Origin of the sequence: Streptomyces sp. NPDC007157, assembly GCF_040634235.1 — a bacterium.
Taxonomy (GTDB): domain Bacteria; phylum Actinomycetota; class Actinomycetes; order Streptomycetales; family Streptomycetaceae; genus Streptomyces.
Genome location: NZ_JBEYFE010000036.1, coordinates 66,807 through 88,278 on the forward strand (window position 1 = coordinate 66,807; position 21,472 = coordinate 88,278).

Annotated in this window: 16 protein-coding genes and 1 pseudogene; 13 read left to right on the forward strand and 4 right to left on the reverse strand. The window is 71.5% G+C overall.

Going from position 1 to position 21,472, the window contains the following annotated elements; translation table 11 throughout:
* The first annotated feature begins 527 nt into the window (after positions 1-527).
* From ABZ642_RS41410 to ABZ642_RS41420, 3 genes are all read left to right on the forward strand, one after another.
* Positions 528-791 (forward strand): WhiB family transcriptional regulator, encoded by a 264-nt coding sequence (locus tag ABZ642_RS41410; protein WP_003975777.1) that lies wholly within the window; start codon positions 528-530, stop codon positions 789-791.
* Positions 792-974: 183 nt separating this feature from the next.
* A complete protein-coding gene (locus ABZ642_RS41415) occupies positions 975-4,640 on the forward strand; it encodes a glycosyltransferase (protein WP_360495216.1) in 3,666 nt (1,221 codons plus the stop codon).
* Complete coding sequence (locus ABZ642_RS41420) at positions 4,637-6,127, forward strand: DUF5719 family protein (RefSeq protein ID WP_360495219.1); 1,491 nt, start codon at positions 4,637-4,639, stop codon at positions 6,125-6,127. The genes ABZ642_RS41415 and ABZ642_RS41420 overlap by 4 nt, the downstream gene beginning before the upstream one ends.
* 67 nt (positions 6,128-6,194) lie before the next feature.
* On the opposite strand, the gene ABZ642_RS41425 is transcribed toward ABZ642_RS41420, so the two are convergent.
* Positions 6,195-6,647: a metallopeptidase family protein gene (locus ABZ642_RS41425; protein ID WP_351329022.1), complete on the reverse strand. Its 453-nt coding sequence runs from the start codon at positions 6,645-6,647 to the stop codon at positions 6,195-6,197.
* A gap of 278 nt (positions 6,648-6,925) precedes the next feature.
* Here ABZ642_RS41425 and ABZ642_RS41430 point away from each other — a divergent pair, with 278 nt between their 5' ends.
* The 7 genes and pseudogenes from ABZ642_RS41430 to ABZ642_RS41460 all read left to right on the forward strand — a co-directional run bounded on the left by ABZ642_RS41430 (position 6,926) and on the right by ABZ642_RS41460 (position 13,295).
* The gene (locus tag ABZ642_RS41430; protein ID WP_351706829.1) at positions 6,926-7,348 is read left to right on the forward strand and encodes a DUF3499 domain-containing protein; all 423 of its coding nucleotides are present in this window, start codon (positions 6,926-6,928) and stop codon (positions 7,346-7,348) included.
* 193 nt (positions 7,349-7,541) lie between these two features.
* Positions 7,542-7,800 (forward strand): annotated as a pseudogene (locus tag ABZ642_RS41435) (L-lactate permease); the annotation flags it as partial.
* Positions 7,801-7,924: 124 nt separating this feature from the next.
* On the forward strand, positions 7,925-9,289 hold the full coding sequence (locus ABZ642_RS41440; protein WP_360495222.1) for a phosphomannomutase/phosphoglucomutase: 1,365 nt from the start codon (positions 7,925-7,927) through the stop codon (positions 9,287-9,289).
* A 72-nt stretch (positions 9,290-9,361) separates the two neighbouring features.
* A complete protein-coding gene (locus ABZ642_RS41445; protein WP_020940431.1) occupies positions 9,362-9,532 on the forward strand; it encodes a Trm112 family protein in 171 nt (56 codons plus the stop codon).
* 61 nt (positions 9,533-9,593) lie between these two features.
* Positions 9,594-10,721 (forward strand): SIS domain-containing protein, encoded by a 1,128-nt coding sequence (locus ABZ642_RS41450; protein WP_360495225.1) that lies wholly within the window; start codon positions 9,594-9,596, stop codon positions 10,719-10,721.
* 271 nt (positions 10,722-10,992) lie between these two features.
* Positions 10,993-12,144 carry a mannose-6-phosphate isomerase, class I gene (gene manA, locus ABZ642_RS41455; RefSeq protein WP_360495228.1) on the forward strand — a complete coding sequence of 384 codons (1,152 nt, stop codon included), beginning with the start codon at positions 10,993-10,995 and terminating at the stop codon, positions 12,142-12,144.
* Between the two features lie 170 nt (positions 12,145-12,314).
* Positions 12,315-13,295: a cation diffusion facilitator family transporter gene (locus ABZ642_RS41460; protein WP_360495230.1), complete on the forward strand. Its 981-nt coding sequence runs from the start codon at positions 12,315-12,317 to the stop codon at positions 13,293-13,295.
* Between the two features lie 400 nt (positions 13,296-13,695).
* On the opposite strand, the gene ABZ642_RS41465 is transcribed toward ABZ642_RS41460, so the two are convergent.
* On the reverse strand, positions 13,696-15,951 hold the full coding sequence (locus ABZ642_RS41465; RefSeq protein WP_360495233.1) for a fructose-specific PTS transporter subunit EIIC: 2,256 nt from the start codon (positions 15,949-15,951) through the stop codon (positions 13,696-13,698).
* A gap of 469 nt (positions 15,952-16,420) precedes the next feature.
* On the opposite strand from ABZ642_RS41465, the gene ahcY reads away from it, so the two are divergent.
* Together ahcY and ABZ642_RS41475 are read left to right on the forward strand one after the other, a co-directional pair.
* Positions 16,421-17,878, forward strand: a complete 1,458-nt coding sequence (gene ahcY / locus ABZ642_RS41470; RefSeq protein WP_360495236.1) for an adenosylhomocysteinase — start codon at positions 16,421-16,423, stop codon at positions 17,876-17,878.
* A 251-nt stretch (positions 17,879-18,129) separates the two neighbouring features.
* Complete coding sequence (locus ABZ642_RS41475; protein WP_360495238.1) at positions 18,130-18,747, forward strand: hypothetical protein; 618 nt, start codon at positions 18,130-18,132, stop codon at positions 18,745-18,747.
* 24 nt (positions 18,748-18,771) lie between these two features.
* On the opposite strand, the gene ABZ642_RS41480 is transcribed toward ABZ642_RS41475, so the two are convergent.
* On the reverse strand, positions 18,772-19,887 hold the full coding sequence (locus ABZ642_RS41480; RefSeq protein WP_360495240.1) for an RDD family protein: 1,116 nt from the start codon (positions 19,885-19,887) through the stop codon (positions 18,772-18,774).
* Positions 19,888-20,017: 130 nt separating this feature from the next.
* Between ABZ642_RS41480 and ABZ642_RS41485 the strand changes: the two genes are divergently transcribed.
* Positions 20,018-21,025 (forward strand): stage II sporulation protein M, encoded by a 1,008-nt coding sequence (locus ABZ642_RS41485; protein ID WP_360495243.1) that lies wholly within the window; start codon positions 20,018-20,020, stop codon positions 21,023-21,025.
* 151 nt (positions 21,026-21,176) lie between these two features.
* On the opposite strand, the gene ABZ642_RS41490 is transcribed toward ABZ642_RS41485, so the two are convergent.
* A partial coding sequence (locus ABZ642_RS41490; RefSeq protein ID WP_360495246.1) for a hypothetical protein occupies positions 21,177-21,472 on the reverse strand: 296 nt, incomplete at its 5' end.

The window sequence follows — 21,472 nt, forward strand, 5'->3', positions numbered from 1 at the left end:
GGGATACGGCTACGGCTCAACAGCTGGAACAGCAACAGCTACAGCGAGCGCGGGCAGCACCGTGGGACCCGGCGGTGCGGGTCGAGGTGAGTGCCAAGTTCGCGAGCATGCCCACTAGGACATCGGTTCACACCCGCAGTGTCAACTCGGCGCCCGGTATGTGGGACATGTTTCACCTCATCCGGTTCATCTCTCTGCCGAAAGGTTTGTTCAGCAAGCACCCGGGACACATGGCGCACAACCGGGCGCGCGTGTCACTGCGGAACGCGATCGAACATCTGGGCGTCCTTCTCCGTACAAGCCCTGTATGGGGTCGGGGGCCCTCGTGGGCTTCGTCTGCGTGTCAAGGTTTATGCCGATTTGAACACTTTCCGCATGGCCTTGGTTCCGCAGAGTGAATAACGGGCCCAATAGCAGATCTCGGCTTGACTCGCCCGGAGCAGCACACTTGTAATTTCACTCGTGTCGTTCAGCCGAAATCGGTAACGGCCAGGCACGGGGACGTGAAAGACAGACGAGGGGCGCACATGACCGAGCTGGTGCAGCAACTGCTGGTCGACGACGCGGACGAGGAACTCGGCTGGCAGGAGCGCGCGCTGTGCGCCCAGACCGACCCCGAGTCCTTCTTCCCTGAGAAGGGCGGCTCCACCAGAGAGGCCAAGAAGGTCTGCCTCGCCTGCGAGGTGCGCTCCGAGTGCCTTGAGTACGCCCTCGCCAACGACGAGCGGTTCGGTATCTGGGGCGGACTGTCCGAGCGCGAGCGCCGCCGCCTGAAGAAGGCCGCCGTCTGAACCGGGCGTCCGCCCGTCGCACCCGACCGAGCCGCGCGAACGGCCCGTCGCCCGTGGGTTGTCCACAGGGGGCGGGCCGTCGACATGCCCAGCCGATAGTGTGGGCGCTCGTCCGAGACGCCTCGCCGCCACCAGCGGGCGCTGGAGTCCACCGCAGTCCATCGAACCGGGGCCCGTACCTCGATGTCCGTCCACAGCCACCAGGCAGCCCAGGCAACAACTGCCACAGCGGGGTTCGACCCGACCCGCCCGCCCGAGTTCCCGCGTCATGTGGTGACCGCGGTCCTCGTCTCCCACGACGGCGCCCGCTGGCTGCCCGACGCGCTCGCCGGGCTGCTCGGCCAGGAGCGCCCCGCCCAGTACGCGGTGGCGGCCGACACCGGCAGCGCGGACGACTCCGCCCGGCTGCTCTCCGAGTCCCTCGGCGACGCCAACGTCGTGCACCTCGCCCGCCGCACCGGCTTCGGCCAGGCCGTCGAGGAGGCGAGCCGCACCGCGCCCGTCCTCACCCCGGACGACCTGCCGTACCTGAAGCGGCCCAGCGGCTGGGACCCGGTCACCCGCCAGTGGCGCGACGACGCCTACGACATGCCCGAGCTGCCCTACGGCGAACCCGTCCAGTGGCTGTGGCTGCTGCACGACGACTGCGCCCCGGAACCCGACGCCCTGGCCCAGCTGCTCCGGGTCGTCGACAACGAGATGGAGCTGGGCCGCGACGACGTGGCGGTCGTCGGCCCCAAGCTGCGCGGCTGGTACGACCGTCGGCAGCTGCTGGAGGTCGGCGTCACCATCGCCAACTCCGGCCGCCGCTGGACCGGCCTGGACCGCCGTGAGCAGGACCAGGGCCAGCACGACCACGTCCGGCCCGTGCTCTCCGTCTCCACCGCCGGCATGCTGGTCCGCCGCGACGTCTTCGAGGAACTCGGCGGCTTCGACCGCCGGCTCCCCCTGATGCGCGACGACGTCGACCTGTGCTGGCGCGCGCACAACGCCGGCCATCGCGTCCTGATCGCCCCCGAGGCCGTCGTACGGCACGCCGAGGCCGCCTCCCGCGAGCGCCGTGCCGTCGACTGCGCGGGCCGCACCACCGCCTCCCCGCACAAGGTCGACAAGGCCGGCGCCGTCTACACCCTGCTCGTCAACGCCCGTACGGCCGCGCTGCCCTGGGTCCTGCTGCGGCTGGTCCTCGGCACCCTGGTGCGCACGGTCACCAACCTCGTCGGCAAGGTCCCCGGCCAGGCCCTCGACGAGATCCGCGGTCTGCTGGGCACCCTGCTGCGCCCCGAGCGGATCATCGCCGGGCGGCGCAGGCGCGGCCCCTCCCAGCTCGACAAGGGCGAACTGCGCCCGCTGTTCCCGCCGCCCGGCGCGACCGTGCGGGCCACCGTCGAGCAGTTCGCGGGCAACTTCTTCGGCGCCGACGACGAACTGTCCGCGGCCGGCCGGCACGGCAGCGCGGTCGAGTCCGGGCCCGGCGGCGACGACGCCGACTTCCTGGAGATCGAGCAGTTCGCCCGCCTCAAGCGCATCGCCCGCAAACCGGGCCCGGTGCTCTTCCTGGTGCTGCTGCTGTTCTCGCTGGTCGCCTGCCGCGCACTGCTCGGCAGCGGCGCGCTCGCGGGCGGCGCCCTGCTGCCCGCCCCGGGCACCTCCGGCGAGCTGTGGTCCCGCTACCTGGACTCCTGGCACGCGGTCGGCGCCGGCGGCACCCCGGCCGCCCCGCCGTATCTCGCCCTCATCGCCTCGCTGGCCGCCCTGCTGTTCGGCTCGACCGGGCTCGCGGTGACCGTGCTGCTGGTCGCCTCGGTGCCGCTGGCCGGGTTCACCGCCTACTTCGCCTCCCGGCCGCTGGTCACCTCGCGCCTGCTGCGCGCCTGGGCGGCCATCGCCTACGCCTTCCTGCCCGCCGCCACCGGCGCGCTCGCGGGCGGCCGCATCGGCACCGCCGTGCTCGCCGTGCTGCTGCCGCTGATCGCCCGCGCGGGCATCGCCGCCAGCGGCCTCACCAAGGCCTCGGGCGGCCGCGGCAGCTGGCGTGCCACCTGGGCGTACGCGCTGCTGCTGACCATCACCACCGCGTTCACGCCGATCGTCTGGCCGATCGCCCTGGTCCTCGGCGTCGTCGTGCTCGCCGTGCGCCGCTCCGACCTGGTCGCCTCCGGCCTGCGGCTGCTGACCCAGCTCGGCACCCCGCTGCTGGTCCTCGCCCCCTGGTCGCTGACGCTGCTGCCGTTCGGCTTCTTCAAGGAGGCCGGGCTGGAGTACGGCGCCTCGGCCGCCTCCGCCCTCGACCTGCTCGGCGCCAGCCCGGGCGGCCCCGGCACGGTCGACGGGCTGATGCTCATCGGCATCGTCCTGGCCGCGCTGGCCGCCCTGCTGCGCTCCGAGCGCCAGTCGGCCGTCCGCGCGGCCTGGGCGGTCGCCCTGATCGGCCTGGTCTTCGCGGTCCTGTCCAACAAGTCCGCCTGGGCGGGCCCGGCGACCCTCGTCTACGGCATCGCGATCGTCTCCGCCGCCGCGCTCGGCGCCGACGGGGCACGCTCCCGTGTCGCCGAGCAGAGCTTCGGCTGGCGCCAGCCCGTGGCCGCCCTGATCGCCTTCGCCTCGGCCGCCGGCCCGCTGCTCCTGGCCGCCGGCTGGATGATCTCGGGCGCCGACGGCCCGGTCGAACGGCGCGACGCCACCCAGGTGCCTGCCTTCGTCGCCGAGGACAGCTCCACCACCGACCAGGTCCGCACCCTCGTCCTGGACAGCGACAGCACCGCGCGCGTGGACTACATGCTGGTGCGCGGCTCCGGCGCCCGCATGGGAGACGCCGAGGTGACCGCCGCCGACGGCGAGAACGCCAAGCTCGACAAGGTCGTCGCCAACCTGGTCGCCGGCTCCGGCGCCGACCAGGCCGACCAGCTCGGCGGGTTCGCGGTGCGCTACGTCCTCGTCCACAAGGGCACCCCGCGTGACATCACGCGCGTGCTGGACGCCACACCCGGCCTGTCCCGGCTCAGCCAGCAGAACGGCAGCGCCCTGTGGCGCGTCGACCAGCAGGTCTCCCGCGCGACCATCGTCTCCGCGAACGGCTCCGGCACCCCCGACTCCGTCGCCGCCGGACCCGTCGACATCCACACCACCGTCCCGACCGGCTCCGACGGCCGCATCCTGCGCCTGGCCGACTCGGCCGCACCCGGCTGGACGGCCACCCTGGACGGCAAGCCGCTGACCCGCACCACGGTCGACGGCTGGGCCCAGGGCTTCGAACTCCCCTCCTCCGGCGGGAAGCTGGACGTCACCTACGACACCCCGTTCACCCACACCGTCTGGCTGTGGGTGCAGGGCGCGCTCGCCGTCGTCCTGGTCGTCCTCGCCCTGCCCGGCCGCCGCCGTGACGTCGACGACGACCTTCCCGAGGAGCAGCCGATCCCCGCCCAGCCCGTCGAGGGCGAGGGCCGCCGCGCCCGCCGCCTGCGCGCCCAGGCGGAGGCCGAGGAGGAGGCGACCACGGAGGAGGGCGCCGACTTCCCGGCCGCCGGGGAGGAGCAACCCCCGGTCGCGGTCCCGCAGCAGCCGTCCTACGACGAATGGGACCCGGCGTCCTACCCGGCGGGCGAGGGCTACCAACCCGGCTACGCCGACCAGTACCAGGACACCGGTCAGTACCAGACGGGCGGCTACGACCAGCAGACCTACGACCCGTACCAGACCGGCCAGTACGACCCGTACGCCTACGGCGGACAGCAGGGGCAGCCGGCGTACGACCCGACGTACCAGCAGGGCTACGACCCCGCCTATGACCCGGCCGCCCAGCACCACCACGGCACCGGCGGCGAGCACCACGACGGGAGCCAGCAGTGAACCGCACCACCCTGTCCCTGTTCGCCGGTACGGCCGCCCTCGCGGCGGTCACCGGGTTCGCCGCGCTCAACCCGCCGGCCGCCGCACCCGCGCACACCGCCGAGGCGGCCGCCCAGCTGCCCGTGGAGCGCACCACCCTGCTGTGCCCGGCACCGAGCCTGTCCGACATCGCCGACACCTCGTACACCTCGTTCACGCCCGTCACCAAGGGCACCACGAGCGACGGCAAGGCCGAACTCCAGGCGGCCACCGAGCAGTCGGCGGACGGGACGAGCGGCAAGAAGAAGAAGGCGGCCAAGCCCGTCCTCACCCCGAAGGCGCCCGGCACCCCGGTCACCGGGGACACCTCCGGCGCCGACGGACCCGCCTACGTCGGCACCGCCGAGGGCAGGTACGCCCCGGGCTGGACCGTGCAGGAGACCACCGAGGTCGCGGCAGGCACCGGGCGCGGCCTCCAGGGGGTCAACTGCACCTCCGCCGACACCGACTTCTGGTTCCCGGGCGCCAGCACCGCCTCCGGCCGCACCGACTACGTCCACCTCACCAACCCCGACGACAGCGCCGCCGTGGTCGACATCGAGCTGTACGGCAAGGACGGCCAGCTCAAGTCCTCGGTGGGGGAGGGCATCACGGTCGCGCCGCACGCCGGCGAGCCGGTCCTGCTGTCCACGCTCACCGACGAGAAGCAGACCGACCTGACCGTGCACGTGAACGTGCGCAGCGGGCGGGTCGGCGCGAGTGTGCAGGCCCTGGACGACAAGACCGGCGGCGACTGGCTGGCCGCCTCCGCCGACCCCGCGGGCAGTCTGGTCCTGCCGGGCATCCCCAAGGACGCCACGGACGTCCGGCTGATCGCCTTCACCGACGGCGACGCCGACGCCGACCTGAAGGTGCGCCTCGCCTCCCCGGACGGCCTGATCACCCCGGCCGGCAACGAGACGCTGCACGTGAAGGCGGGCATGACCACCGCGGCCGACCTCGGCGACGTCACCCGCGGCGAGGCGGGTTCGCTGGTCCTCACGCCCACCGACCAGTCCGTCCCGGTGGTGGCCGCGCTGCGCGTCACCCGCGGCAAGAGCGGCAAGCAGGAGACCGCGTACATCCCGGCGACCGCGCCGGTCGGCACCCGCGCGACGTCCGCCGACAACAGCGGCAAGGGCACCACCCTCTCCCTGACCGCCCCCACCGGCACCGCCAAGGTCAAGGTCACGGCGTCGGCGGGCAGCGGCGGCGGCAAGGCGGTGTCCAAGACGTTCACGATCAAGTCCGGAACCACGCAGGACGTCGAGGCCCCGGTCCCGTCCGGCCTGAAGGGCACCTACGCGCTGACCGTGGAGCCGATCTCCGGTGGCCCGGTCTACGGCGCCCGCACCCTGGCGGCCACCGAGGACGGCATCCCCGGCTTCACCATCCAGACCCTCCCCGACGACCGCGGCACGGTGGCCGTACCGGAGGCGGACCAGGACGTGTCGGTGCTGCAGAAGTAGGCACTGCCGGCAGCCCGTGCCGGGGCTGTCCGCCCGTGCCGGCAGCCCGCGCCGAAGGGACCCCCGCTCACTCCTCGCCGTAGCGGGGGTCCACCGTCTCCGGGGTGAGCCCGAGCAGTTCGGCGACCTGTTCCACGACGACCTCGTGCACCAGCGCGGCCCGCTCGTCGCGACCCTTGGTGCGGATCTCGACCGGCCGCCGGTACACGACCACACGCGCCCGGCGTCCCTCGCGCGCGGGAATTATCCCGCCCAGCGGCACCGCCTCGTCGCTCCAGCTCTCGTCGTGCCGGTCCTGGAGCCGGGGCACTTCGAGGACCAGGAAATCGATGTCGGCGAGCTGTGGCCAGCGCCGCTCCAGGCGTTCCACGGAGTCCTGCACCAGATCCGCGAACACGTCCGCGCGGCTCGCGGCCAGCGGCACCTGAGGCGGTGCGATCGGCCCGCGCATGCCCCGACCGTGGCGATCGCGTCGACGAGGCCCGGGGCCGGCGGCACGGGGCGGTACACGGTTGTCCATCACTGGTGAAGCGTAGTCCTCGCGGGCTTCGGGCGCGCCGCTCCACGCGTCGAGACCGCTCGGGGCAGGATGTCGGAGGATGACCATTTCAGCCAAGGTTGGGCTCGTTTCCGTATCTCCACAAGACCGGCGAGCTCAAGGCAATTGACGGTGTTTGTACCGACCCATGACCGGACGCGACCCCGTCCGGGATCCCGGACGGGGCTGTCCGCGCAGGTCAGCGGGGCGTGTCCGGAGGGGTGTGTGCGGCGTTTCACAACCCGACACGGTGGAGTGACCTGGGGGAGAGTCGTCGCGGCCCGCTCAAGAGTGCGGTACCGTCCAACGTCGTGAGCCCTGTACGTCGCTGTTCGCGAACCGCCTGCGGCCGACCCGCCGTCGCGACGCTGACGTACGTCTACGCCGACTCGACCGCGGTCCTCGGCCCGCTCGCCACCTACGCCGAACCCCACTGCTACGACCTGTGCGCCGAGCACTCCGAGCGCCTCACCGCCCCGCGCGGCTGGGAGGTCGTCCGGCTCATCGACGGCTCCGCCCCGGCCCGTCCCAGCGGGGACGACCTGGAAGCGCTCGCCAACGCGGTGCGCGAGGCGGCCCGCCCCCAGGAGCGGGCGGCCGAGGCCGGCGGCGGGCGCGGCGCGGACCCGATGGAGGTCGCGCGGCGCGGCCATCTGCGGGTACTGCGGTCACCGGACAACTGAGCCGTTCATCGCGGTCGCCCCGGGGTTTCCTCCCGTCGCTCCTCGTCCGGTTCTCCCCGCTGTCCCTCGTTCGGTCCCTCCACTCCGCCTTGTCGGGTGATGCGGGCGCAATGCCATGTCGTCGTCGCGGACACGGCCGTCCCGGGTGACTGGCGGGAAATCGCCTTCCGCATACCGGAATCCGGGGGCGCACGTGTACGTCCAGGAACTGGAGCCCGTCGCCGACTCCCCGGGCCGGTCCGCCCTGGTGGTCGCCCTGCCCCTGGCGACCGTTCTGGTCCCGCTCGACGGGGACCGGGTGAAAGCCCACCTCGCGGGCCTGACGGGCCTTCTGGCGGCCGCACTTGTCGCCTCCCCGCCTGCCGGGGGCATGGCCGCCCGCTCCGCCCGGTCAGCCGCTCTCCGGTGCCGCCCGGGGCGCCGCGCTCGGCTTGTTCCCCGTCCGGTGGATCGCCGCAGATCACGGCCCGTTGTCCGCTGGGAGTCCGTCGGGGATCCTCCGGCGGATCCCGCGTCCGCGCCTTGGCCCGATGCAGGTAGTTTGGGGCGACCGATAGGACTTCAGGAGGGTTGGCCGTGGCTGCTGATCTGTCGCAGATCGTCAAGGCGTACGACGTGCGCGGGGTGGTTCCGGACCAGTGGGACGAGGCGCTCGCCGAGCTGTTCGGCGCCGCGTTCGTGCAGGTGACCGGCGGCGCCGCGATCGTCGTCGGCCACGACATGCGGCCCTCCTCGCCCGGCCTGTCCCGCGCCTTCGCGCGCGGCGCGGCGGCCCGCGGTGTCGACGTCACCGAGATCGGCCTGTGCTCGACCGACCAGCTGTACTACGCCTCGGGCGCACTCGGCCTGCCCGGCGCGATGTTCACGGCCTCGCACAACCCGGCGCAGTACAACGGCATCAAGATGTGCCGCGCGGGAGCCGCCCCGGTGGGCCAGGACACGGGTCTGACGGAGATCCGGGAGCTGGCGGAGCGCTGGTCGGAGCAGGGCGCGCCGGAGCCGGCCGCCACGCCCGGAACCATCACCTCCCGCGAGACGTTGTCGGACTACGCGGCCCATCTGCGCGCGCTCGTGGACCTGACCTCCATCCGCCCCCTGAAGGTCGTGGTCGACGCGGGCAACGGCATGGGCGGCCACACGGTCCCGACGGTCTTCGAGGGCCTGCCCCTGACCCTGGTCCCGATGTACTTCGAGCTGGACGGCACCTTCCCGAACCACGAGGCCAACCCGCTCGACCCCGCCAACATCGTGGACCTCCAGCGGCGCGTGCGCGAGGAGTCGGCCGACCTCGGCCTGGCCTTCGACGGCGACGCCGACCGCTGCTTCGTCGTGGACGAGCGCGGCGAGCCGGTCTCGCCGTCGGCGATCACCGCCCTGGTCGCCGCCCGCGAACTGGCCCGCAACGGCGGCAAGGGCACGGTCATCCACAACCTGATCACGTCCTGGACCGTCCCGGAGGTGGTCCGGGAGAACGGCGGCACCCCGGTCCGCACCCGCGTCGGCCACTCGTTCATCAAGGCCGAGATGGCGAGGGCCGGCGCGATCTTCGGCGGCGAGCACTCCGCCCACTACTACTTCAAGGACTTCTGGAACGCGGACACGGGCATGCTGGCCGCCCTGCACGTCCTCGCCGCCCTCGGCGGCCAGAGCGGCCCGCTGTCCTCCCTCGTCGCCCAGTACGACCGGTATGCCGGCTCCGGCGAGATCAACTCCACGGTCGCCGACCAGCAGGCCAGCCTCGCGCAGATCCGTGCGGCCTACGGGGACCGCGACGACCTCACCCTGGACGACCTGGACGGGCTCACCGTCGCCGCCGCCGACTGGTGGTTCAACGTCCGCCCGTCCAACACGGAACCCCTGCTGCGCCTGAACGCGGAGGCCAGGGACGAGGCGACGATGACGAAGGTACGGGACGAAGTACTGGCGATCATCAGGGGCTGAGGTCGGCCCCGCCCAGCCCGGCGGCGGTAATCTGACCGCACGCGAACGTCCCACTCCCCGAAGGGAAACCCCATGCCGCTCGAAGCCGGCCTTCTGGAGATCCTCGCCTGCCCGGCCTGCCACGCCCCCCTCAAGGAGCAGGACGCCGAGCTGATCTGCACCGGCCAGGACTGTGGCCTGGCGTACCCCGTCCGCGACGGCATCCCGGTCCTGCTCGTCGACGAGGCCCGCCGCCCCGCGTAAGCACCACAACCACGATCGCGACCGCAACGCACCAGGACCCCGGCGACCGGAGGCCGCTCCCATGCTCGACGAATCGCTGCTCGACACGCCGGAGGGCCTCGCCGAGGCAGACCGCCGAGGTCTGCTGCGCGGCGCGGCCGAGGCCGGCGCCCGCGTCCGCACCGCGGCCCGGCACGCCATCGAGGCGGGTGTCCAGGAGCTGAAGCCGGACGGCCGCCCGCGCGCCGTCCTGATCGCGGGTCCCGGCGTCGCCGCCACCCACGCCGCCGACCTCCTCGGCTCGCTGGCCGGCCCCGGCAGCCCCGTCATCCGGCTGGCTCCCTCCGGTGTCGCCCCGGCCGCCGGCGCCCTGCGCTGGGAGCTGCCCGGCTGGGCCGGCTCCGTCGACCTGCTGCTGATCGCCACCCCGGACGGCACCGAACCCAGCCTGTCCCTCCTCGCCGACCAGGCCTACCGGCGCGGCTGTTCCGTCGCCGCCGTGGCCCCCGCGGGGACCCCGCTCGCCGAGGCGGTGGCCGGCGCCCACGGCATGTTCGTACCGATGGCGACGGCCCCGTACGACCAGGGCGAGCCGCTCGCCGGCTCCTCCCCGGGCGTCCTGTGGGCGCTGCTCACCCCGCTGTTGGTGCTTCTCGACCGCATCGGCCTGGTCACCGCCCCGCCGGAGGACCTGGAGAAGGTCGCCGACCGCCTCGACCGGGTCGCCGAGCGGTGCGGCCCGGCCATCGTGACCTACAGCAACCCCGCCAAGACCCTCGCCTCGGACCTCGCCGACGCGCTCCCGGTGGTCTGGACGGAGGGCGTCACGGCCGGCCCCGCGGGCCGCCGCTTCGCCGCCGCCCTCGCCGAACTGGCCGGCCGCCCCGCCCTGGCCGCCGAACTCCCCGAGGCGTTGGCGGCCCACCACGCCCTGCTCGCCGGCCCGCTCGCCGCCAGCGCCGACCCGGACGACTTCTTCCGCGACCGCGTGGAAGAAGCCCCCGCGCTGCACGCGCACGTGGTGCTGCTGCGCGACCGCCCGCTCGGCGGCCTCACCGCCGCGCCCGCCGCCCGCGAGCTAGCCCTCGGCCACGACACCCCGGTCAGCGAGCTGGAGCCCGAGGAGGGCGACGAGCTGGAGACCCTCGCGGAACTGATCGCCGTCACGGATTTCGCCGCCGTTTACCTGGCGCTCGCATCGGGGGCCTGAGATGGACACCGACACCGGTCCCGCCGTACGAAGGACGACCTGAGGGCCGTACCGAAGGCGAACCGGTGGGGAAACACGCGGTGAACACGGCCGCCGTACGCCGGCGCACGCGCTCGTACCTCGGCGTACGCGCTCGTACACCGGCGTACGTGGTTGTGGACCCGTCGCGGATCGCGGATCGCCGTACACCGTTGTACGGCGCGCCCCGCGCCCCCACGCGACCCTGTTCGCTGGCCGCCCCGTACGCAGAGAGAACCGGCAGAGAGAAGTCATGGACCGCCTCGACAACACCATCCGCCCCTACGCCTGGGGTTCCCCGACCGCCATCCCGAAGCTGCTCGGGGCGGAGCCGAGCGGCGAGCCGCAGGCGGAGATGTGGATGGGCGCGCACCCGGGCGCTCCCTCGCGCACCGCGCGCGGCACACTCGTCCAGGTCATCGACGCGAACCCGAAGGCCGAGCTGGGCGACGCGGCCGTGGCCAAGTTCGGTCCGCGGCTGCCCTTCCTGCTCAAGATCCTCGCGGCCGGCGCCCCGCTCTCCCTCCAGGTGCACCCCAACCTGGAGCAGGCGCGGGAGGGTTACGAGGACGAGGAGCGGCGCGGGATCCCGGTGGACGCCCCGCAGCGCAACTACAAGGACGCCAACCACAAGCCCGAACTGATCTGCGCGCTCACCGAGTTCGACGGCCTGTGCGGCTTCCGCGCCCCGGAACAGGCCGCCGAACTCCTCGAAGCCCTCGGCGTCGACTCCCTCAAGCCGTACGTCGACCTGCTGCGGGCCCGCCCCGAGGAAGCGGCGCTGCGCGAGGTCCTCACCGCGATCCTCACCGCCGACCGCGAGGAGATGGCCCACACGGTCGCCGAGACCACCGCCGCCTGCACCCGCCTCGGCGGCGACCACGCGCCCTACGCCGACCTCGCCCACCACTACCCGGGCGACCCCGGCGTGATCGCCGCGATGCTCCTCAACCACGTCCGCCTCCAGCCCGGCGAGGCCCTCTTCCTCGGCGCCGGCATCCCGCACGCCTACCTCGACGGCCTCGGCGTCGAGATCATGGCCAACTCCGACAACGTGCTGCGCTGCGGCCTGACCCCCAAGCACGTCGACGTCCCCGAACTCCTGCGTGTCGTCCGCTTCGAGGCGGGCGACGCGGGCGTGCTGCGGCCCGAGGCCGCCCCGGACGGCGAAGAGGTCTACGAGACACCGATCGACGAGTTCCGGCTCTCCCGGTACGTCCTGCCCGAGGGTGCCGCCGCCCACGACCTGACCCTGCCGACCCCGCAGATCCTGCTGTGCACGGCCGGCGCGGTCCGGGCGGGCGAAGAGGAGTTGACCCCCGGCCAGTCGGTGTTCGTCCCCGCGGGCGAAAAGGCGGAGGTCTCGGGCGCGGGCACGGTCTTCCGTGCCACGGTGATCGTCTGAGGGATCCGTGATTCCGGATAGGTCTGATTGTCGTACCGGGATTGTGGATACCTGACGAGCCGCTCCCGGGCAGGGCTGCAAGAATGACCCATCCGGCAAAGCACGGGCAAAGACGAGCGCACGCCTGGACGGCGTAGACGGACGACGGCGAGAAGGGACATCGCGGACACATGAGCGCGTCAGGCGGCAACAGGGCGATCGTGGCGGCACTCGGTGCCAACCTCGCGATCGCGGCAGCGAAGTTCGTGGCGTTCGCGTTCAGCGGCTCCTCGTCGATGCTCGCCGAGGGCGTGCACTCGGTCGCCGACTCCGGCAACCAGTTCCTGCTGCTCATCGGCGGCAAGAAGGCCCAGCGCGAGGCGACCCCGCAACACCCCTTCGGCTACGGCCGCGAGCGGTACATCTACGCCTTCCTCGTCTCGATCGTCCTCTTCTCGGTCGGCGGCATGTTCGCCATCTACGAGGGCTACGAGAAGATCAGCCACCCCCACCAGGTCGAACACTGGTACTGGCCGGTGGGTGTCCTGGTCTTCGCGATCATCGCCGAGGGCTTCTCGTTCCGCACGGCCATCAAGGAGTCCAACCAGCTGCGGGGCAAGCTGTCCTGGTCGCAGTTCATCCGCCGCGCCAAGGCCCCCGAGCTGCCCGTCGTCCTCCTCGAGGACTTCGGCGCCCTCATCGGCCTGGTCCTCGCCCTCGGCGGCGTCGGCATCGCCCTGCTCACCGGCGACGGCGTCTGGGACGGCATCGGCACGGTCTGCATCGGTGTCCTGCTCGTCCTGATCGCCCTCGTCCTCGCCGCCGAGACCAAGTCCCTTCTCCTCGGCGAGGCCGCGGGCACCGAAGAGGTCAAGAAGATCGAGGCCGCGATCGTCGACGGCGACACGGTCACCGGCATCATCCACATGCGCACGCTCCACCTCGGCCCCGAGGAACTGCTCGTCGCCGCCAAGATCGCCGTCCAGCACGACGACACGGCCGCCGAGGTCGCCAATGCCATCAACGCCGCCGAGGCCCGCATCCGCACCGCGGTCCCCATCGCCCGCGTGATCTACCTCGAACCCGACATCTACGACGAGGCCGAGGCCGCCAAGGGCCCCGACCCGGAAGCCACCCCGGGCGGCCCGACCCCCCACCCCGCCGGCCACTGATCCTTCCCGAACCGCCACAGCGACGGGCCCGCCCCCCTGCAACAGGGGGGCGGGCCCGTCGCCGTAGAACGCCGGTTGTCGTCGGGTATGCGTGGCCGTCAGATGCCGCAGCCGTCAGATGCCGATCGTCCTCGGACACCGACCGCATCTGAGCCCACCTGGGCCTAACTTGTTACTGGCTGTGGCTGTGGCTGTGGCTGTGGCTGTGGCTGTGGCTGTGGCTGTGGCTGTGACGTTGCCGGTGCCCGCGCCGTGCTCGTGGCCCTGGCGGTGCCTGTGCCGTGCTCGCGGCCGTATTCGTGGCCCGTAGCTCCAGCTCTGGCTCCAGCTCTGGCCCAGCGCACGCCGAACATGGCCCGCCGCCCCCGTCGACTGGGGAGGCGGGCCCGCCATCACCCGATCACCCGACCTCGCTCAGCACGCCGAGGACCGCCTGCTCGTCCGTCGTGGCCAGCAGCCGCTCCCGGAACCCGGCGTCCATCAACTTCCGGGACAGCAGCGCGAGGATCCGCAGATGCTCGTCGCCGGCAGCCGCCTCCGGTACGGCGATCATGAAGACCAGCCGCGCCTTCGTCCCGTCCAGCGAGCCCCACTCGACGCCCTCCGCCGACCGCGCGAACCCGACGACCGGCGCGGTCACCGCATCCGTCTTGGCATGCGGGATCGCGATCTCCTCGCCGAGCCCGGTCGTCCCCTGCGCCTCGCGCCGCAGCGCGGTAGCCACCAGCTCCTCGACATCCGCTACCCGACCACTGCGCGCCAGCAACCCGGCCATCTCCCGGATCGCGTCCTCCTTGCCGTCCGCGTCGAGCCGGACCTTGACGGTCTTTTCGGTCAGATACCCGGAGAGCACCTCGACCGAGTCGCGTCGAGATGCATCCGGCGTGTCCGGTGCACCCGCAGTGTCCGGCGCACCCGGCCTACCCGGCGCCTCCGGCGTATCGGGAGCCCCCGGCCCACCGACCGCGCTCGTGGACATCGGCCGGTCAGCTGTGCCTGCCGTGCCCGTGCCCACCGCGCCCGCTGTCTCCGTCGCCGCTGTCGTTGTCGTTGCCGTTGCCGTCGTCGCCATGGTTGCCGTCCGATCGGGCGTGCCGTCCGCGCCGACCGCCACCGGAACCGCACCCCCACCGGCCACCGCCCCGACCAGCACGGACTCGGGTACCTGGACGGGGGCGCCCGCGCTCTCCGTCGGCTCGCCGCTCCTCTTCCGCATACTCAGGTCGACCAGCGCCACGGTCGTCAGCGCCGTCACCACCGTCCCGATCACGACGGCCACGAAGAACATCGGTACGCCGCTCACCGCGCCCAGCACCGCCACGATCGGCCCGCCGTGCGGCACCGCGTCCTTCACCCCGGCCAGCCCGGCGATCGCGCCGGCCACCGCGCCGCCCAGCATGTTGGCCGGGATGACCTGCGCGGGCCGCGCCGCGGCGAACGGGATCGCGCCCTCCGAGATACCGAAGCAGCCCATGAACAGGGAGGCCAGCCCGGTCTCCCGCTGCTGCTCGTCGTACCACCGCTTCCGGAGGAGCGTGGCCAGCCCCTGGCCCAGCGGCATGACCGGGATCGCGGCGGCACACATGCCCATCACGGTCTGGTTGCCGGTCGCGATCAACCCGGCGCCGAAGAGAAATGCCGTCTTGTTGACCGGCCCGCCCATGTCGAACGCGATCATCAGGCCCAGGATCGCGCCCAGCAGGATCGCGCTCGTGCCCGTCATCCCGCTCAGCCAGCTGGTCAGATGCTCGAAGACCCAGGCGATCGGCTTCCCGATCACGTAGATGAAGAACAGTCCCAGCGTCGTCGTCGCCACGATCGGGATCACGATGATCGGCATGATCGGCTGGACGAACTTCGGGACCTTGACCTTCTTGATCCACAGCACCAGATATCCGGCCAGGAACCCGGTCACGATCGCCCCGATGAACCCCGCGCCCGCCTTCGAGTCGTACAGCGAGCCGGTGTTGGCGATCCAGCCGCCGATCATGCCCGGTACCAGGGCGGGCCGGTCCCCGATGGCGTAGGCGATGTACCCGGACAGGATCGGCACCATCAGCGTGAAGCCGATGACACCGATGTTGTTCACGTCCATCCAGAAGGAGTCCTTCGGGATGACGAGCCCGCCCGAGGGGTCCGGGTTCCCGCCCAGCGAGAGCGATATCGCGATCAGCAGCCCACCGACCACGACGAACGGGATCATGTAACTGACCCCGTTCATCAGCGCCTTGTAGGCAACGCTCCGTTCCCTGCCGCCGCCTGCCACCGGCTCCGTGGCCGTACCCCCGGGCTGGTGCACGGGCGCCGACTGAACCCGTTCGATCAGCTGCTCGGGATGCCGGATCCCCTCGGCCACCCCGACCTTGAGCACCCGCTTGCCCGCGAAGCGAGCCAGGTCCACGTCCTTGTCCGCGGCGACGATGACACCGTCCGCGCTTCTGACATCGTTGTCATCCAGGATGTTCTCGGCCCCGATGGACCCTTGTGTCTCCACCTTCATCTCGACACCGCGGCTCTGAGCGGCCTGCGCGAGCTTCTCGGCTGCCATGTAGGTGTGCGCGATACCCGTCGGGCATGCGGTCACCGCCAGCAGCTTCACCTTCCTCGGCTCGTCACCGTGGCTGCCCGTGGGGGGAGGGCCGGCCGGACTGGTCACGTCGATCTCCTAACGCCTTCGTCACACGAAACGCCGTCCCGGACGCCCCGCGCGCTCGACCGGAACTCCCGATCTCCCTGCATCCTGCAACACCCCCACCCCTGCCCAAAGGCGCGAAAGTCCTGGTTGATCCCCTCCCGCTCGTTCCTGCGCACCCCCTCGTCGAGACCCTCATCACCTCTTCACATCCCACCCCGCCGACCGCGCCCACCCCCTCGAACGGCGTGAACTGTTCGGAGGCGGACTGGGGACGCCCCGCCACACCGGTGTAGCTTGGGACGAAGCCAGACGTCGCTGCTGATGGCGGTCGGGCGGCCCCATGCGGGCCGGCCGAGGGAGAGAGGGCCTCCGACGGACTGCGCTGCGCGCACGCGGGCATGCCTGTGTCCTCTTCTCGGGCACCCCTGTGTCCGCCGCCGCGCAGACCAGCCGTACCCACCCTCGACCCGATACCGAGGAGCAGCTCGCAATGACGACTGTCGACAACCGACAGGACTTCAAGGTCGCCGACCTCTCCCTGGCCGACTTCGGCCGCAAGGAGATCACCCTCGCCGAGCACGAGATGCCCGGCCTGATGGCGATTCGCAGGGAGTACGCCGACGCGCAGCCGCTGGCCGGCGCCCGCGTCACCGGCTCCCTGCACATGACCGTGCAGACCGCCGTCCTGATCGAGACCCTGGTCGCCCTCGGCGCCGAGGTCCGCTGGGCGTCCTGCAACATCTTCTCCACCCAGGACCACGCGGCCGCCGCCATCGCCGTCGGCCCGAACGGCACGCCGGACAACCCGCAGGGCGTCCCCGTCTTCGCCTGGAAGGGCGAGACGCTGGAGGAGTACTGGTGGTGCACGGAGCAGGCGCTGACCTGGCCGAACACCCCCACCGGCGGCCCGAACATGATCCTGGACGACGGTGGTGACGCCACCCTCCTCGTCCACAAGGGCGTCGAGTACGAGAAGGACGGCAAGGTGCCGTCCGTCGACACCGCCGAGTCCGACGAGCACCGCGTCATCCTCGAACTCCTGCACCGCACCATCACGGACGGCTCGCAGAAGTGGACCCAGCTGGCCTCCGAGATCCGCGGCGTGACCGAGGAGACCACGACCGGCGTCCACCGCCTGTACGAGATGCAGCGCGACGGCGAGCTCCTGTTCCCGGCGATCAACGTCAACGACGCCGTCACCAAGTCGAAGTTCGACAACAAGTACGGCTGCCGCCACTCCCTGATCGACGGCATCAACCGCGCCACCGACGTCCTGATCGGCGGCAAGACCGTGGTCGTCTGCGGCTACGGCGACGTGGGCAAGGGCTGCGCGGAGTCCCTGCGCGGACAGGGCGCCCGCGTGATCGTCACCGAGATCGACCCGATCTGCGCGCTCCAGGCGGCGATGGACGGCTACCAGGTCACGACCCTCGACGAGGTCATCGACAAGGCCGACATCTTCGTCACCACGACCGGCAACAAGGACATCATCATGGCCTCGGACATGGCCAAGATGAAGCACCAGGCCATCGTCGGCAACATCGGCCACTTCGACAACGAGATCGACATGGCCGGCCTCGCCAAGATCCCCGGCATCGTCAAGGACGAGGTCAAGCCGCAGGTCCACACCTGGAAGTTCCCCGACGGCAAGGTGATCATCGTCCTCTCCGAGGGCCGCCTGCTGAACCTGGGCAACGCCACCGGTCACCCGTCGTTCGTGATGTCCAACTCCTTCGCGGACCAGACCCTGGCCCAGATCGAGCTGTTCACCAAGCCCGACGAGTACCCGGTCGGCGTCTACACGCTGCCCAAGCACCTCGACGAGAAGGTCGCCCGTCTGCACCTGGACGCACTCGGCGTGAAGCTCACGACGCTGCGCCCCGAGCAGGCCTCGTACATCGGCGTGAAGGTCGAGGGCCCGTACAAGTCGGACCACTACCGCTACTGAGTCACTGCTACTCAGGTACCGCTGTTGAGGCACCGCCACTGAGATGCCTCAGCTGAGTCCGCGGCCCGCCCACCGGGAGAGCACGCCAGCGCACTGACGAGCTTTCCCGGAGGCAGGCGCTCCGGTCCATCGAGGCAGGCCCCCGCACCCCCGTGTCGGGGGCCTGCCCCTTTGGTCCGCCGACCTACCCTCGCGGCCGTACCGCAGGACCGGCCCCCCGGACCCGCAGCCCGCCAAGACCCAGGACCCCCATGCCCCGCGGCCGTTATTCGCTCCACGATCCGCACGATCACACCCCCCTCGGCGAAGAACACTTCCAGTGCGCCCCCGGCCCCTCCGGCTGGCGTTATGTCTCCCAGGTGACCACCCCCTCCGGTGACCACGGCGGCTCGGTCGATCTCGCCCTCGACGACCTCGGCCGCCCCATCCGCCTCGAACTCCACGCCGGGAGCTGGCGGGTGCGCGGCGCCGCCCTCGACGGCGTCACCTGGGTCCGCACGGACCCCACCGGCGCTCATGCCACCGAAGGCCATGTGCGCGCCCACGCCTTCACCGGCACGTCCCCCGCGTTTCTGGTCGCCACCGCCCGTCTTCTGCGCCGCACCCCTTCCGCCGCCGCGACCCGCGTACGCCTCGTGGCCTTCACGGACCCGGTCCTCGCCCCGCGCACCGTGGACCAGTCCTGGGCCTTGGTGAAAAGCGAAGCACACGCCACTGACAACGGCCCTCTGACCGTGGACGAATACCAGGTCACAGCCCTGGACACGGGAGAACAGCACACCGTGCACCTCGCCGGCGACGTGGTCCTGGCGGCACCCGGAATCGAGCTGGAGGACCTGCGGTCGCCACCTTCCGTCTTCGACGACTGACCCGGCGCGGGGCCGGGTTCGCGCCTAAGCCGGCGGGACGAACCCGGTGGCGGGCCGTTCGGTCGCTGGAGGCGTGGCGGACGTGGGAGCCGGGGGCTGCTCCACCGACGGGGGATACGTCAAGGCCGGTGCCGCCGGGCCGGGCCCATAGGGAGGCGCGGGCGCCTGAGGCACCGGCGGGGCGTAGCTGTTCGGCGCAGCCGGCACCGGGGGAGCGTAGCCATGGGGTGTGCCCGGCATCGGGGGAACGTACTCGTGGGGTGTGCCCGGCATCGGGGGAGCGTAGCCGTGGGGCGCACCCGGTACCGAGGGGTCGCCGTAGCCGTAGCCATAGGGAATGCCGGGTGCCGGCGGGGCGTACGCGTTCGGCGCGCCGGATTCGGAGGGAGCCTGGCCGACGAAGGCCCGCCGGGCCTCACGCGCCTGCCGCTCCTGCGCCACCGCCGCCAGATACGCCGCCGGCGGAATGCCCTGCGGCGCCGGAGTCCCCGTCCGGGCCGCGAGGTCGGTCGCGAGCTGCTCGGCCATCGCCCAGGAGACCTGCGGATCGAGCTGCTGCATCCGCGTCAGGTACTGCCGGACGGCAAGCCACAACCCGTCCGGAACGGCCGACAGGTCCAGCTCGGTGAAACGTCCCGCCAACCAGGGCGGAGGCGGCGGAATGAAGCGGGCCTGCCCGACCGGCACCCGCTCACGTACGACCAGAGTCCCCGCGAACACGTCCCCCAGCCGCCGGCCACGCGCCGAGACCAGCGAGGCGATACAGGCGACGACCCCGAACGTCATGAGAATCTCGACGACGCCGAGAGCACCACGCACCAGCGCGTGCCGGAAACGGATGGGCCCGCCGTCATCGCGCACCACGCGCAGTCCGCAGGCCATCTTCCCGAGCGAGCGCCCATGGCTCAGGGTCTCCACCGCTATCGGCCCGCCCACCAGCACCAACAGGAAGGCCGCGAGCGACACCGCGATCTGTGCGGCCTCGTCCAGCGAGGCCGTGGCCGCCACCAGGCCTATGGACACACCGATGTACACGGTGATGGCCACGACCAGGTCGAGCAGTACGGCCAGTGCCCTGCTGGGCAGCCTCGCGGGACGCAGTTCGAGGGCCACCGCCTCACCCGTTACCAGCTCACTCACGCCCGCCGCCTTCCCCTGGTCTGCCCCGTACAGCGCAAGTCTGCCAAGCTGAGAGCGCATCGCGCCGCAGTACGACAAGCTGACAGCTAATACAGGCAGTCGACGACCAGCCGAGGAGCAGGCAGACCCGATGGACCTCGACGTCTTCGTCTCGGCACACCGAGCCGAGTGGGACCGCCTCGACGTGCTCCTCCGCCGCCAGCGGCGCCTCAACGGCGCCGAAGCCGACGAACTCGTCGCCCTCTACCAGCGCACCGCCACGCACCTCTCCCTCATCCAGTCCAGCGCACCCGACCCACAGCTCGTCGGACGCCTCAGTCAACTCGTGGCACGCGCGCGGGGCGCTGTCACAGGAACCCGCCGCGCCTCCTGGCGCGATGTCGCCCGCTTCCTCGGGCAGGGATTTCCAGCCGCCGTCTACCGGTCCCGGCACTGGTGGGTCCCCACCGCGCTCATATCCACCGCCGTCGCGATCCTTCTGGGCTGGTGGATCGGCACCCACCCGGACGTGCAGTCGACGATCGCCGCCCCCAGCCAGCTCCGCGAACTGACCCGGCCCGGCGGCGAGTACGAGACCTACTACTCCAGCCATCCCGCGGCTTCGTTCGCCGCCCAGGTGTGGACGAACAACGCCCAGGCCGCCGCGATGTGTCTGGTCCTGGGCGTCTTCCTCGGGCTCCCGGTGCTCTACATCCTCTTGGAGAACATGCTCAACCTGGGCGTCGGCTTCGGCCTGATGTCCTCGGCCGGCCGTCTCGACGCCTTCCTGGGCCTGGTCCTCCCGCACGGGCTGCTCGAACTCACCGCGGTCTTCGTCGCCGCGGGTACCGGGCTCCGCCTCGGCTGGACCGTCATCGACCCGGGCCCGCGCAGCCGCCGCAACGCCCTCGCCGAAGAGGGCCGTGCCGCCGTGGGCATGGCGATCGGGCTGGCCCTCGTCCTGTTCGTCTCCGGCGCCATCGAAGGCTTCGTCACCCCGTCCGGCCTGCCCACCTGGGCCCGGATCGGCATCGGAGTCGTCGCTGAGCTGGCCTTCCTCGTCTACGTTTTTGTCCTCGGCGGCCGTGCCGCACGTGCCGGCGAGACGGGCGACCTCGAGGAGTCCGAGCGCAGCGCGTTCGTCCCAACGGCCGCCTGATGTGCGGAGACCCCCCGTGAGCTGCTAGTCTCCTCTTCGCCCCGGAAGACCCGTTGACACAGGTCCGGCGGGGAGGTAGATTCAAACAGTTGCCTAGAACTGGACAAGTTCAGGGCTGATCGTTAGAATCGATCTGCTTCATAACGGAGAGTTATCTCCGAACATCGAAGCCACCCTCCGATTTATTCAGAAACGAGTGGCCGGTCAGACTGGCCAAGAACTTCTGATAAAGTCGGAAACGCCGAAAGAGAGCCGGAAGGCAATCGAATAGGCAAAGGCCTTCCAACGGCCACTGGAAATGAATTCCGACCGGGAACGGAACGGAAAACGGATCTGGTAAGGTTGGAAACACCGAAGGGAAGCCCGGAGGAAAGCCCGAGAGGGTGAGTACAAAGGAAGCGACCGTTCCTTGAGAACTCAACAGCGTGCCAAAAGTCAACGCCAGAT